This window comes from Streptomyces sp. NPDC092952 (assembly GCF_044754785.1).
Classification (GTDB): domain Bacteria; phylum Actinomycetota; class Actinomycetes; order Streptomycetales; family Streptomycetaceae; genus Streptomyces.
Genome location: NZ_JBIVPT010000014.1, coordinates 131,328 through 143,265, shown reverse-complemented (window position 1 = coordinate 143,265; position 11,938 = coordinate 131,328). Strand labels below are relative to the sequence as shown.

Here is an 11,938-nt window from a genome sequence, read left to right as displayed (position 1 = left end):
CGTTCAAAGAGGTGGTGGAAGAAGAGAGGGGGGAGAAGGGTCAGCGCGGGCGGCGCACCGCACGCCAGGCGCGGACCGTGATCCGGTAGACCTCGCCGTGCTCGGCGGTCCGGGCCGCGGCCGCCCGGCCGACCGCGTCGAAGAAGTCGGTCTGCCGGTCGTCGGGGAGCAGCCGGCTGAAGTACGTGCCGAACGTGGCGGCGTGGAAGTCCCGGTACTGCCCGGCCCCCTCGGCCCGCACCGGGACGGTCCGCTCGTACGACTCCTCGACGGTGAAGTGCCGCTCCAGCAGGGCGCGCACCCCGGCGACGGGCCGGGCCCGCACCCCCATCGGCACGATCCCGGAGAGGTGCGCCGGGGCGTCCAGGAGCCGCAGCGCGTCGCGGGCCACGACATCCTCGCCGCCGAACCCGGCGCCGTCCGTGACCGGATGATGGGTGGTCAGGACGAAGGCCCCGCCGGGCGCCAGATGGGTGGCGATCCAGGCGAACGCCCGCTCCTCGTCCGGATGCAGCCAGTGCAGCACCGAGGTCATGAACGCCACGTCGAACCGGTCGTCCAGGGCGGGCAGGCTCAGCAGGTCCCCGGTCAGCAGCTCGGCCCGCCCGGCCAGCCGCGCCCCGGCCTCCCGCACCCGGTGCGCGGAGCCGTCGACGCCCACCGCCCGCACCGTGTCCGGCCAGCGGTCCAGCGCCGCCCCCAGCAGTGCGCCCGTTCCGCAGCCCAGGTCGAGCAGGGTGCGCGGGGCCCGTGGCACGAGCGAGAGGACCCAGTCGTGGTCCTGCGCCTGCCGGATGCGGCTCACCCCGTCGTAGCCGGACAGGGTGCGGGCGCGTTCGAGTATGTCGTCGGTCATGGCCGGTACGGTCCCTTCACAGCGGGGCGTCGATGAGTGCCGCGATGCGCTCGCGGACCGCCGACAGGTCGTGGTTGCGGTAGAGGTTGATGCGGTTGCGCGCCAGGTCGCCCCGGTGCACGTACTCGTACAGGTCCTGCCGCTGGCCGAAGCTGTCGGCCGTGAGGTCCCAGGCGAGCCGGAACAGCCGGGACTTGTGCGCGGCACCGATGTCCTTGCCGCGCATGTAGCGGTCCAGCAGGGGGCGCAGCTCGGCCGAGGCCAGATCGTTCTCGGTGGGCTGCATGAGGATTCCCGACTGGCCGATGCCCCGGACGATCGACACCGCCCGCCCGGCCACCTGCGCCGCCCACACCGCCGCCGCCGGGGTCGGCCCGGGTGCCAGCAGCCCGCTGTCGGTGCGGTGGGCGGTGGCCTCCCCGGCGTCGAGGAAGTGGTCCAGGAGCTGGGCGTATCCGGCGAGTTCCCCCAGGTCCTCCTGGATGTTGCGGAAGCCGTCCACCCCGATGGACTCGGCGAGCAGCGAGCCGACCCCGAGCAGGGTGCGCAGCCGCTCGCGGTAGCGGATCTGGCCGATGTACTGGCTCCAGGCGTTGATCCGGCCGAGCCCCTCCCGGGCCAGCGCCCCGTCCCCGAGCAGGAACACCCGGTCCCACGGCACGGTCACGTCGTCGAAGAACAGCATCGCGTCCTGCTCGTCGTACCGGCGGGCGAACGGGTGGGCGTGCCCGTGCGGTTCACCGCCGAACGGCTCCCGGCACAGGATGCGCAGCCCCGGCGCGTTCAGCGGCAGCGAGAACCACACCACGAACTCCTCGGAGCCCCGCTGGGCGAACGAGGCCGAGAGGTAGACCAGCACCTCGTGCGCGAACGGGGCGAGCGTGGTGAGCTGCTTGGCACCCCGGACCACGATCCCGGCACCGTCCTCGCGCAGCACCCGCAGCGCGTGGTCCGGATGGTCGACCGGACTGGCCGAGCGGTCGATCTGCGGATCGCCCAGCGCGTGCGTCAGCAGCAGGTCCCGCGAGGCCGCGAACCGGTGGTACGCCGCCGCGTTCGCGCCGAAGCCGGGGCGGTTGGTCTCCAGCCGGTGCCGGAAGTCCAGCAGGCCGACCGCGATCGAGGCCATGAAGGCGGGGGAGCGGCCGTGCTGGCCCCACGACTCCCGCATCCACACCTCGGCGCTGTCCCGGGCCGCCCGCAACTCCTCGGCGGTGCGCGGCGGGTGGTAGCCCCGGCCGATCCGCAGACCGGTGGCGGGGTCCTCGACGGTGAGCAGGTCCCGGTGGGCCGGATCGTGCTGGAGGTCGAGCAGCCGGGACAGCTCGGCGACCGGCTCGGCGAACGCCGGGTGCTCGGCCACGTTCTTGATCTCTTCGCCGTCCAGCCACACGCTGCGCCCGTCGTCGAGACCGGCCCGGAAGCGTGCGCCGTCGAGCGCGCCGAGCGGTTCGACGGCCGAGGTGAGAGAGGAGGTCATGGTGCGATCCCTTGCTGGTGCGGAAGAGCGGGTTCGAGTGGCTCCCGGCTGTGGGGCGGTGCGGGGTCGAGGCGGTGGTAGCGGCCGGCGTGGTGCACCAGCGGCGCACCGCTGCCGGCCCGGACGCCGACGACCTGGCCGATGAGCAGGGCGTGGTCGCCGCCCGGCGCGACGGTGACGAGCCGGCAGTCGAACCAGCTCAGGCAGTCGTCGAGGACCGGCGCCCCGGTGCCCTTCCGGCCGAGGCCGACCGGCGGCGGCTGGGCGCGCCGGTGCTCGGCCGCCGCGTAGTAGTCGGCGACCTCCCCCTGGTCGTGGCGGAGCACGTTCACCGACAGCACGCCGGAGGCGCGCGCCGCCCACACCAGGGGGCTGTTCCGGCCGATCGCCACGGCGATCAGCAGCGGGTCCAGGGAGAGGGAGGAGAAGGCGGAGACGGTCTTGGCGGGGGTGCCGTCCCGGTAGCGGGTGGCCACCACGGTCACCCCGGTGGGGAAGGTCCGGGCGGCGGCGAGGTACTCCGCCGTCGTCGGCCCGCCGAGGCCGGCGACGCGGCTCACCGCACCCTCACCCGGTACGTGTCCAGCCAGCGGTCCACGGCCAGCAGATGGTCCAGCCCGCCGGTCGGGTGGGGCGCCGCACGCGGACCGGGCAGGGGCGTGCCCGCCGCCAGGTGCCGCTTCACCGCGCCCCGGTCCACCAGCTCGAAGACCGGACCGTCCCGTTCCACCAGCTCCTCGGCCAGGGCCCGGAGCGTACGTCCGTAGCCGGGGGCCGAGCTGGCCGGGTAGCCGCTCTTGGGCCGGTTCAGCACGCTCGGCGGCAGCAGGTCGCCGACCGCCCGGCGCAGCAGCGCCTTGGGCACCCCGCCGGCGTTCTTCAACGCCCACGGCACGTTCCACACGTACTCGACGAGCCGGTGGTCCGCGAACGGCACCCGCACCTCCAGGCTGGCCGCCATGCTCATCCGGTCCTTGCGGTCCAGCAGGGCGGGCAGCCAGCGGGTCAGCGCCAGCCAGGAGATCTGCCGGGCCCGCCGTTCGGTCCCCGACTCGCCCGGCAGATGAGGCACTTCGGCCAGCGCCTGGGCCAGCCGGTCGGCGGCGTACTCCCGGGGCCGTATCCACGCGGCGGCCTCCGGCCGCAGCAGGTCCGCCGGGGAGGAACCACCGGTCAGCCAGGGAAAGGTGTCCAGCGGCCGGTCGTGGTGGAAGTACGGGTAACCGCCGAACACCTCGTCGGCCACCTCGCCGGAGAGCGCCACGGTGACATGGCGCCGGACGCCCTTGAACAGCAGGTACAGCGACACGTCCGGCTCGCCCCAGCCGGGCCGGTCGCGGGCCCGCAGCCCGATGGAGCGGTGCGCCAGCAGATCGCCGCCCGGCACGGTCACCGTGGTGTGCGCCGTGGCGAGCCGGGCGGACAGCTCCTGGATGTACGGGGTGTCGCTGTCCCGGTTCCAGTCGCCGAGCCGCTCGGGCCGCTCGTCGGGCGGGAAGTCCACCGAGAACGTCGCCACCTTCTCGTCGCCGCCGCCGGCCGCCGCCAGCGCGGTCAGGGTGGAGGAGTCGAGCCCGCCGGAGAGCAGCAGCCCCAGCGGTACGTCGCTGACCAGCTGCCGCCGCACCGTGTCGGTCAGCAGCTCCCGCACCCGGGCCGCGGTGGCCTCCGGGCCGTCCGTGTGCGGCCGGGTCTCCGGCCGCCAGTACGCCCGCTCCCGCACCCCCTCGGGGCCGAACCGCACGGTGTGTCCGGGGCGTACGGTGCGCAGCCCCCGGAACACGGTGTGGCCCGGCGTCGGCGCGGACGCCACCGCGAACAGCTCGGCGAGCCCCTCGGCATCCGTCTCGGCGGTGAAGAGCGGATTGGCCAGCACCGCCTTCGGCTCCGAACCGAACAGCAGATGGCGTTCGCCGGCCGTCCAGTACAGCGGCTTCACCCCCAGCCGGTCGCGGACCAGCAGCAGCTCCTGCCGGGCCGCGTCCCACAGGGCGTACGCGAACATCCCGTTCAGCCGGGGCACCGCGGCGTCGCCCCATTGGAGGTGGGCCCGCAGCACCACCTCGGTGTCCGACGCGGTACGGAAACGGTGCCCCAGCGCCGTCAGTTCGGCACGCAGCTCCCGGAAGTTGTAGACCTCGCCGCTGTACGTGATCGCGGCCAGCACCCGGCCCCCGTCGTCCCGGGCCTCCATCGGCTGGGTGCCGCCCGCGACATCGATGACGGCGAGCCGGCGGTGGCCGAGCGCGGCGCGTTCGGAGAGCCAGATGTCGCCCGCGTCGGGGCCGCGCGCCACCATCGTGTCGGTCATCGCCCGCACGGTGCGGGCCTCGGTCCGCAGATCGCGGTCCAGATCGGCCCACCCGGCTATGCCGCACATGTCGCCTCCCAGACGCATCCGGGACCGTCGGGGCCCTCGGTGAGTTCGTGCCGCGCGGTGAAGCCCTTGGCGGCGATATTGGCGCCGATGGCGTGCACGCAGTATTCGCAGGGCGAGGCGAGCGTCAGCCGCACACCGCGGGCGCGCGCCAGCTCGCGGTAGTCCCAGATCGCGCAGTGCGAGATCTCCAGCTCGGCCCGCTCCGCACCGTCCTCGGTGACGCGGTAGCGCGATCCGTACAACTCGGCCTGGCGGGCCACCCGCAGCACCGGGTCCAGCGCGCCACGGCCCTGACCGGGCTCCACATAACGGTGCACCTCGGCACCGGCCCGGGCCCAGGCGGCCAGCTCGCCGTGCCCGTACCGGGAGACCAGGAACCGTTCCATCAGGGCCTGGGCGCGGAAGAAGACCCGCTGCCAGGCGTCGGCACCCGCCCCGGTGCCGGTTCCCGGGAGATCGGCGAAGATCTCCGAGCGGACCACGATCCAATCGTCGATGTCCTGGCCGCCGCGGGTCTCGGTGAGATACCGGGTCAGCCCTGCCTCTGCCTCGAACAGGCGCTGCCGCCACAGTGCGGCACGCTCGGACGGGGTCATATCGGTGGAGTACTTCTGCTTCATGCGCAGCTCTTTCGACCGGAGAACACATGATTCGGAAATTGAATGAGCAATTCCCGAGCAGGATAGGAATGCGAGTTCGAACCGGTCAATGGCAATAATGCAGACGGTGCACCGGCCATCCTGTGACTGTCAATAACAGCATCCGCAATGAATTACCCGGGGTGCGCGATTCGAATAGCCTGGCGCGATGGCGCTGTTCGAGGGATTTGAATCACTGACCGTCACCGGGGCCGACAACGGCCCCGTGCACGTACGCCGCGCCGGTGAAGGACCGCCGCTGCTCCTGCTGCACGGCTTTCCCCAGACCCAGGCGATGTGGCACGCCGTCGCCCCGCGCCTGGCCACGGAGTTCACCGTCGTCGCGGCCGATCTGCGCGGGTACGGGGCCAGCCGGCGGACCGCGGGACCGGAGCACGCGCGGCGGACAACGCCGTCCCCGTCCCCGTTCAGCAAGCGGGCCATGGCCGCCGACCTGGTACGGGCCATGGCGGAGCTGGGCTTCGACCGCTTCGGGGTGGCGGGCCACGACCGGGGCGGCCGCTGCGCCTACCGGCTCGCCCTGGACCACCCGGAGCGGGTCGACCGGCTGGCCGTCCTCGACATCGTGCCGACCGCCGACGCCCTGGACGCGGTGGACGCGCCGGCCGCCCGGCAGCTGTGGCGCTGGTTCCTCCTGGCCCAGCCGTACCCCGTGCCCGAGCGGTTGGTCGCCGCCGACCCCGAGACCCTCCTCTTCGGCGCGCACGCCGGGCTGTTCGCCCCCGAGGCGCTCGCCGCCTACCGGGCCGCGGCCGCGGACCCCGCCGTCATCCACGCGATGTGCGAGGACTACCGGGCGATGTTCGGTGACGACCTGGACCAGGACCGGGCCGACCGGCGGGCCGGACGGCGCATCCAGGCCCCGGTGCTCGCCCTGTGGGGCAGCCGCTCGCACACCGAACGCCACCACGACGTGCTCGCGGTGTGGCGGGCCTGGGCGCGCGAGGCCCGGGGCCGGGCGCTGGACTGCGGGCACTTCCTCCCGGAGGAAGCGCCCGACGAGACCTACGCGGAGCTGCGCTCCTTCTTCGCCGGGGCCGCCGCCGGATGACCGGGGGCGACCCGCTCCCGCCCGATCCTGACGACCTCCGCGCCCGGATCGCGGTGCTCGCGCACCAGCCGGGACACCAGCTCACGGTCGGCGGGGCCGACCGGGGCCTGCACCACGATCAGCGCCTCCGGGTCGTCGACCGGCCGGAACGCCGAGAACTGCAGGTCGAGTCCGCCGTGCCGGGGCAGCAGCACCGAGACCCGCCGGGCCGTCAGATCGCCGACCCCCTGGCACTCCCACCACTCGGACAGCTCGGGGAAGTCCGCGCGCAGCGTCGCGTAGATCTCCCGCGTACGCCGGTCCGTCCCGGCGAGCCGCGCGGTCTGCCCCCGGAAATGGGCCAGCACCGCGCGGGCGACCGGCTCCCACTCCAGCAGCGTCGAACGGAACGCGGGGCTGCCGGCCACGCACCACATCAGATTGCGCCGCCCGGCCGGGATCGCCGCCGGATCGGACCACACCGCGGCGTACGCGTCGTTCCACGCGGTGATGTCGAAACGGGAGTCCAGCAGCACCGCCGGACTGTTCTCCCAGGTGTCCAGCAACCCCTGCACCCGGGCGGCCACCTCGCCATGGCCCGCCCCGTCGGGCGCGGGCGGCAGCAGACCCGACAGCGCCAGCACGTGCCGGTGGGACACCGCGTCCAGCCCGAGCGTCCGGGCCACCGCCTCCAGCACCTTCCGGGACGGGATCACCCGCCCCTGCTCCAGCCAGGTGTACCAGGCGAGACCGACCCCGGAGAGCGCGGCGACCTCCTCGCGCCGCAGGCCCGGGGTACGGCGGCGGCCGGTGTCGGGCAGACCGACCTGGCCCGGCGAACGCCGCTCGCGGTGGGCGCGGAGAAAAGCACCCAGCTCCTTGGAATTGGCGAACCGGTGATTCTCACCGGTCTCCTCGCCGTGACGCGCCGCGCGCTCCACGGAATCGGCGGACGAACGGACCGGTGCATTCATGGAAGAATCTCCTCCGGATCTGCGGGGTGGCTGGAAGGGCGATGGAGACGCGTCGGCGCGCCGCTACATCGCCCGCCCCGCCCGTCCGCCCCGGAAATCCCGCTGCACGGCTGCATTCCGCCCCCCGATTCTCCGCGAACGATTCTCCGTGAATCCGCGGCACCGGGATCCAGCCTAACCGCGCCGGCTCCACCACCGTCCGGTTTCCCGCCAGTTGTCCGTCAGGCGAGATGCTGCGTTAAGAATTCCGCAACAGAACGGACGGCCTCCTCCGCCTCGGGCAGCCGGTCCACGGCCAGCTGCCAGCAGTGCGTCGTCCCCTCCCACATCTCCACCCGGCACTCCCCGCCCGCCGCCACCACCCGGGCACCGAACCGCTCGGCGTCGTCCGCCAGCACCTCCGCTCGGCTCGCCTGGAACAGCACCGGCGGCAGCGCGGCCAGCGCCGCCGCGTCGGCGAACAGCGGCGAGGCCTCCGGGGTACGGGGATCCGCCCCCGCCAGATAGAGCGAGGCGGAGCGGCGCAGCGAGGCCCGGTCGAGCACCGGATCGGTGGCCGCGCACCGCTCGAACGCGGGCGACTCCAGCGTGAGATCCAGCCACGGCGACAGCCCGGCCACCGCGGCGGGCATCGGCAGCCCCGCCCGCCGCGCCGCCAGGAGAACGGCCAGCGCCAGCCCGCCGCCGGCCGACTCGCCCACCACCGCGATCCGTTCGGCACCGGTGCCACCGCGCAGCAGGGCCGCGTAGACCGCGAGCCCGTCCTCCACCGCGGCCGGGAACGGATGCGCGGGCGCCAGCCGGTAGGCGGGCACCACCACCTCGCAACCGGTCAGCCGGGCCAGCCGGGTGGCGAGCGGACGGCTCAGCTCCGGGGAGCCGGACCGGTATCCGCCCCCGTGCAGATGCAGCAGCACCGGCCGCTCGCCCCCGGGCGCCGGCGCGATCCGCAGCACGGGCACCCCGCCGCTCATCCCCGCAGCTCCGCGAGGAGACCGGCCAGCCCGTCCGGGCGCGCGTACAGCTCCGGCGTCGGCGCGACATAGAGCAGCAGTGTCGTCACCCCGGGGTGCAGGAACGCGGCGATCCGCTCGCGCAGCGCGGCCGGTTCGCCGTGCAGCCACAACGCGTCCACCAGCGCGTCGGGGAGCGCGGCCGCGGCCCCGCGGCGGTCGCCCGCCACATACGCCTCGTACGACTCCTTCAGCAGCTCGCCGCGGCCCAGCCACTCGTGGAAGGCGTGGTACGGCTTCTGGTTGAGGATCCAGCCGAGGAAGCCGCGCCCCGCGCTCCGGGCGTACGCCACGTCGCGCGTCGGGCAGACGAAGAGCTTCACTACGGTCTCCCGCTCCGGCAGCGGCCGGCCGTCCACCCCGTCGACCCCTCCCGCGGCCCGGCCCGCGGCGATCACCTTCGGCACGTCGTCGGCCGTGAGCAGGTTGACCACCGCCCCGTCGCCGTCCCCGTACGCCACCCCGAGCATCCGGGGCCGCAACGCTCCGACCAGCACCTTCGGCGGCACGGGCGGGGTGAATCCGAGGCTGAAACCGGGCGCCGACAGCGTCTCGTACGCGTCGCCCACCGGCTCCCCGCGCAGCGCCCGCCGCAGGAACCGGACGGTGTCCCGGACCCGGGTGAGCGGCCGGTCGTGGGTACCGCCGTTGAGCGCGGTGGTGTGCGCCGGTACGGAGGCGCCGACCCCCAGCAGCACTTCCGTCTCGGTGAACCGGGCGAGGGTGGCCGCGGTCTGCGCGAGGATGCCGGGGCCCCGGGTGAAGACCGGCACCACCCCGGTGCCCAGGCGCAGCCGGGGCTGCCATGCCGCCGCGGCGGCGAGCGGGGTGAAGGCGTCGATGCCGCCACCCTCCCCGGTCCACACATCGGTGAACCCGAGGTCGGGAAGGGCCTCGACGGTACGGCGCTGAGCGGCCAGGGCCTGGGCGGGCAGGGGCAGATTGACGCCCCAGCGGACAGTGGTCATGGACGTACGTACTCCTGCTCGTCACGGATCTCGGACTGCGGCGGGGCGGACCGGGTACGGCCGGGCACGGCCGGTTCCCGGCCGCGCAGCCGCCTGAGCGGCCGTTCCACCAGGTAGTGGCTGAGGGCGGCACAGCCGGTGGAGAGCACCACGGTGACGGGGAACAGCACCAGGAAGTCCGCGGTGCCGGCCCGCTCGCCGGTCACCCGGAGCCATCCCTCGACCACCACCATGTGCCACAGGAACAGCCCGTACGAGATCCGCCCCAGCCAGGCGGGCACCGGACGGGACAGCAGACCGGCCGGTGTCTTCCGCCCAGGCCGGGCGGGCCCCAGCGCCAGCGGCGCCACCAGCGCCACCGCGATCACCAGGTACAGCACGTGCTCCGACAGCGCCTCCCCGACGCCCGGGTAGCGCAGCGTCGACCCGGTGAGCGGTGTCGACACCAGGACGTACGCGGCCAGCGCCACGCCCCAGCACCACCACGGCCGGCGGGCCGGGGCGAGCGGTCCGGTGGCCCGGGAGGCGACGACGGCGAGCGCCATGCCCGCCGCGAAGTACCCGGCGTACTCGGGCAGCCACAACTGGGCCGGGGGGTAGGCACCGGCCGACGGCACATGGGTGAGCACCACCGACAGCAGGGTCACCGCCTCGACCGCGCCGAGCACGCCCAGCACCAACCCGGCCCGGCCCCGCCGCAGTTGCGGGTGGAGCACGGCGGCCAGCAGCGGCAGCACGGCGTAGAAGGCCACCTCGGTCGCCAGGCTCCAGGTCTGCGGCAGACCGGCCGGGATCGGGTCGGAGCCGTAGATGTGCAGCAGCAGGAAGGTCCGCAGCGCGGGCCAGGGGGCGATGAGGGTGTCCCGGCCGAACCAGACCAGCGCCACCAGCGCCACCAGCCAGTAGGCGGGCAGGATGCGTACCGCCCGGTGCCGGAGGTAGCGGCCGGTGGCGGGGGGAGGGGCGCCGTCGCGGGCCGCGTCGGCGAACGGGCGGTACAGCAGCAGCCCGGACAGGACGAAGAAGATCGGCACCCCCACGGTGAAGCGGGAGACGACCGGCCCGAGCGGCCCGGCCTCCCCGATGCCCAGCCAGCTGGAGGCGACCTGGCCGGTGTAGATGCCCACGTGCAGGGCGATCACCAGCAGCGCGGCCACCGCGCGCAGCCCGTCGAGCGACCGGGTGCGCTCGCGCCCGGTGTCAGGCACGCTCATCCGCCACCGCCTCCTCGCGTCCCTCGCCGGCGGCGCCGTCCGGGCCCGGCTCCTCCGGGGCCTCGCCGGCCGCCGGGCGGACCCGGGCCACCAGCGGAAGCGCGGTCAGCCCGGCCAGCACCGCGAGGCCGCCGCCGACGACCGCGGTGCCGGTGTCCGCGTGCGCGAAGGTGCCCGCCACCGCGACCCCGACCGCCGTACCCGCGTACAGCGTCGCGCTGTTCCAGGAGCTCGACGTCGCCCCCAGCTCCGGACGGGACGACACCAGCAGGGTCTGGACGAGCGTGCCGAACGCCCCGCTCGCGAAGAACCACACCAGCACAGCCGCGTACGCCACCAGCGAGTTCGCGCCGAGCGCCGCCAGCACGGCACCACCGCCCAGCAGCAGGCACCACACCGGGATCCACCGGGCGTCGCCGGTGCCCCGCTCCCGCGCCCGGTCCCCGATCCGGCCCGCGGCCAGCGAACCCAGCGCGCTCCCGGCCCCGACCAGGATGCCGAGCAGCCCCAGCTCGTCGACGGAGAGCCCGAACCGGTCGTGGAGCGCCGAACCGAGGAAGGTGTACGCCCCGAGGTTGGCGGCCTGGAGCAGGAAGACGACGATCAGGATGTGCCGCAGCACCCCGTCCCGCCAGACGGAGAACACCGAGGTGAACCGGAGCGGCGCCACGGCCTCCTGCGCCGGGCGGGCCTTGACCTGGAGGAGCAGCAGCGGCGCCGACGCCGCGGTCAGCACGGTGAGCGCCCAGAACGACGCCCGCCAGCCGCCCCATCCGGCCAGGAAACTGCCGGCCGGGACGCCCAGCACCTGGCCGGCGGAGAACAGCGCCATGCCGAGCCCGACGGCCCTGCCACGGACCGGGGCCGGGGCGGTCTCCGCGATGTGCGCCCAGATCGACGGGCCGGCCAGCGCCGCGCCGAGGGCCCCGAGGACCCGGGCGGCGATCAGCACGGTGAGGTTCCCGGCCACCGCGGCGAGCGCGTTGCCCAGCAGGAACAGCACCGTCCCCGCCAGCACGGTCGGCCGCCGCCCGAAGCGGTCGGAGACCGCCCCGAGGAACGGCGCGGTCAGGGCGTACACCAGGGTGTACGCGGTGACCGTGCTCGCCGCGGCGGCCACCGACACCCCGACCGACCCCGCGATGGTGGGCAGCAGCGGTGAGACCAGGAAGGTCTCGGTGCCGATCAGGAACAGCAGCAGATACACACCCGTGTACGTGGCCCACGGCACCCGGGCGGGTGGCGACGGGGCGGGTGGCGCCTGGTCGGCGACGGGCGGGGTGGACTCGGGCACGGCATTCCTCTCGCCGGACGGCGTCTGACGAGGTGATCGTCGCGCCGCGGGCACCGGGCAACCAGATCCC

The 11,938-nt window shown here is 74.4% G+C and carries 11 protein-coding genes; 1 reads left to right on the top strand and 10 read right to left on the bottom strand.

Annotated features, from left to right (window positions below):
- Positions 1–40: 40 nt before the first annotated feature.
- The 5 genes from ACIQGQ_RS27990 to ACIQGQ_RS27970 are packed head-to-tail and all read right to left on the bottom strand — an operon-like array spanning position 41 to position 5,336.
- Positions 41–856: a class I SAM-dependent methyltransferase gene (locus ACIQGQ_RS27990; protein WP_402400536.1), complete on the bottom strand. Its 816-nt coding sequence runs from the start codon at positions 854–856 to the stop codon at positions 41–43.
- A gap of 16 nt (positions 857–872) precedes the next feature.
- Positions 873–2,336, bottom strand: coding sequence for a 4-hydroxyphenylacetate 3-hydroxylase family protein (locus ACIQGQ_RS27985; protein ID WP_402400533.1), 1,464 nt, complete (start codon positions 2,334–2,336; stop codon positions 873–875).
- The gene (locus ACIQGQ_RS27980) at positions 2,333–2,896 is read right to left on the bottom strand and encodes a flavin reductase family protein (RefSeq protein ID WP_402400531.1); all 564 of its coding nucleotides are present in this window, start codon (positions 2,894–2,896) and stop codon (positions 2,333–2,335) included. The genes ACIQGQ_RS27985 and ACIQGQ_RS27980 overlap by 4 nt, the downstream gene beginning before the upstream one ends.
- Positions 2,893–4,716 (bottom strand): asparagine synthase (glutamine-hydrolyzing), encoded by a 1,824-nt coding sequence (gene asnB / locus ACIQGQ_RS27975; protein WP_402400528.1) that lies wholly within the window; start codon positions 4,714–4,716, stop codon positions 2,893–2,895. Before asnB ends, ACIQGQ_RS27980 begins: the two co-directional genes overlap by 4 nt.
- Positions 4,704–5,336 (bottom strand): hypothetical protein, encoded by a 633-nt coding sequence (locus tag ACIQGQ_RS27970; RefSeq protein ID WP_402400525.1) that lies wholly within the window; start codon positions 5,334–5,336, stop codon positions 4,704–4,706. The genes asnB and ACIQGQ_RS27970 overlap by 13 nt, the downstream gene beginning before the upstream one ends.
- 187 nt (positions 5,337–5,523) lie before the next feature.
- On the opposite strand from ACIQGQ_RS27970, the gene ACIQGQ_RS27965 reads away from it, so the two are divergent.
- Positions 5,524–6,426 (top strand): alpha/beta fold hydrolase, encoded by a 903-nt coding sequence (locus ACIQGQ_RS27965; RefSeq protein WP_402400523.1) that lies wholly within the window; start codon positions 5,524–5,526, stop codon positions 6,424–6,426.
- On the opposite strand, the gene ACIQGQ_RS27960 is transcribed toward ACIQGQ_RS27965, so the two are convergent.
- The 5 genes from ACIQGQ_RS27960 to ACIQGQ_RS27940 all read right to left on the bottom strand — a co-directional run bounded on the left by ACIQGQ_RS27960 (position 6,381) and on the right by ACIQGQ_RS27940 (position 11,868).
- Positions 6,381–7,379: a helix-turn-helix transcriptional regulator gene (locus tag ACIQGQ_RS27960; RefSeq protein WP_402400520.1), complete on the bottom strand. Its 999-nt coding sequence runs from the start codon at positions 7,377–7,379 to the stop codon at positions 6,381–6,383. The genes ACIQGQ_RS27965 and ACIQGQ_RS27960 overlap by 46 nt on opposite strands.
- 221 nt (positions 7,380–7,600) lie before the next feature.
- On the bottom strand, positions 7,601–8,353 hold the full coding sequence (locus tag ACIQGQ_RS27955) for an alpha/beta fold hydrolase (protein WP_402400518.1): 753 nt from the start codon (positions 8,351–8,353) through the stop codon (positions 7,601–7,603).
- Entirely contained in the window at positions 8,350–9,360 is a 1,011-nt protein-coding gene (locus ACIQGQ_RS27950) for an LLM class F420-dependent oxidoreductase (protein WP_402400515.1), read from the bottom strand. The genes ACIQGQ_RS27955 and ACIQGQ_RS27950 overlap by 4 nt, the downstream gene beginning before the upstream one ends.
- Positions 9,357–10,574, bottom strand: a complete 1,218-nt coding sequence (locus ACIQGQ_RS27945) for an acyltransferase family protein (RefSeq protein WP_402400512.1) — start codon at positions 10,572–10,574, stop codon at positions 9,357–9,359. The genes ACIQGQ_RS27950 and ACIQGQ_RS27945 overlap by 4 nt, the downstream gene beginning before the upstream one ends.
- Positions 10,561–11,868 carry an MFS transporter gene (locus ACIQGQ_RS27940; RefSeq protein WP_402400509.1) on the bottom strand — a complete coding sequence of 436 codons (1,308 nt, stop codon included), beginning with the start codon at positions 11,866–11,868 and terminating at the stop codon, positions 10,561–10,563. The genes ACIQGQ_RS27945 and ACIQGQ_RS27940 overlap by 14 nt, the downstream gene beginning before the upstream one ends.
- Positions 11,869–11,938 lie beyond the last annotated feature (70 nt).

Coding starts and splice junctions, on each gene's coding strand:
- ACIQGQ_RS27990 (WP_402400536.1), bottom strand. CDS start 856: ATGACCGACGACATACTCGAACGCGCCCGCACCCTGTCCGGCTACGAC.
- ACIQGQ_RS27985 (WP_402400533.1), bottom strand. CDS start 2,336: ATGACCTCCTCTCTCACCTCGGCCGTCGAACCGCTCGGCGCGCTCGAC.
- asnB (WP_402400528.1), bottom strand. CDS start 4,716: ATGTGCGGCATAGCCGGGTGGGCCGATCTGGACCGCGATCTGCGGACC.
- ACIQGQ_RS27970 (WP_402400525.1), bottom strand. CDS start 5,336: ATGAAGCAGAAGTACTCCACCGATATGACCCCGTCCGAGCGTGCCGCA.
- ACIQGQ_RS27965 (WP_402400523.1), top strand. CDS start 5,524: ATGGCGCTGTTCGAGGGATTTGAATCACTGACCGTCACCGGGGCCGAC.
- ACIQGQ_RS27960 (WP_402400520.1), bottom strand. CDS start 7,379: ATGAATGCACCGGTCCGTTCGTCCGCCGATTCCGTGGAGCGCGCGGCG.
- ACIQGQ_RS27955 (WP_402400518.1), bottom strand. CDS start 8,353: ATGAGCGGCGGGGTGCCCGTGCTGCGGATCGCGCCGGCGCCCGGGGGC.
- ACIQGQ_RS27950 (WP_402400515.1), bottom strand. CDS start 9,360: ATGACCACTGTCCGCTGGGGCGTCAATCTGCCCCTGCCCGCCCAGGCC.
- ACIQGQ_RS27945 (WP_402400512.1), bottom strand. CDS start 10,574: ATGAGCGTGCCTGACACCGGGCGCGAGCGCACCCGGTCGCTCGACGGG.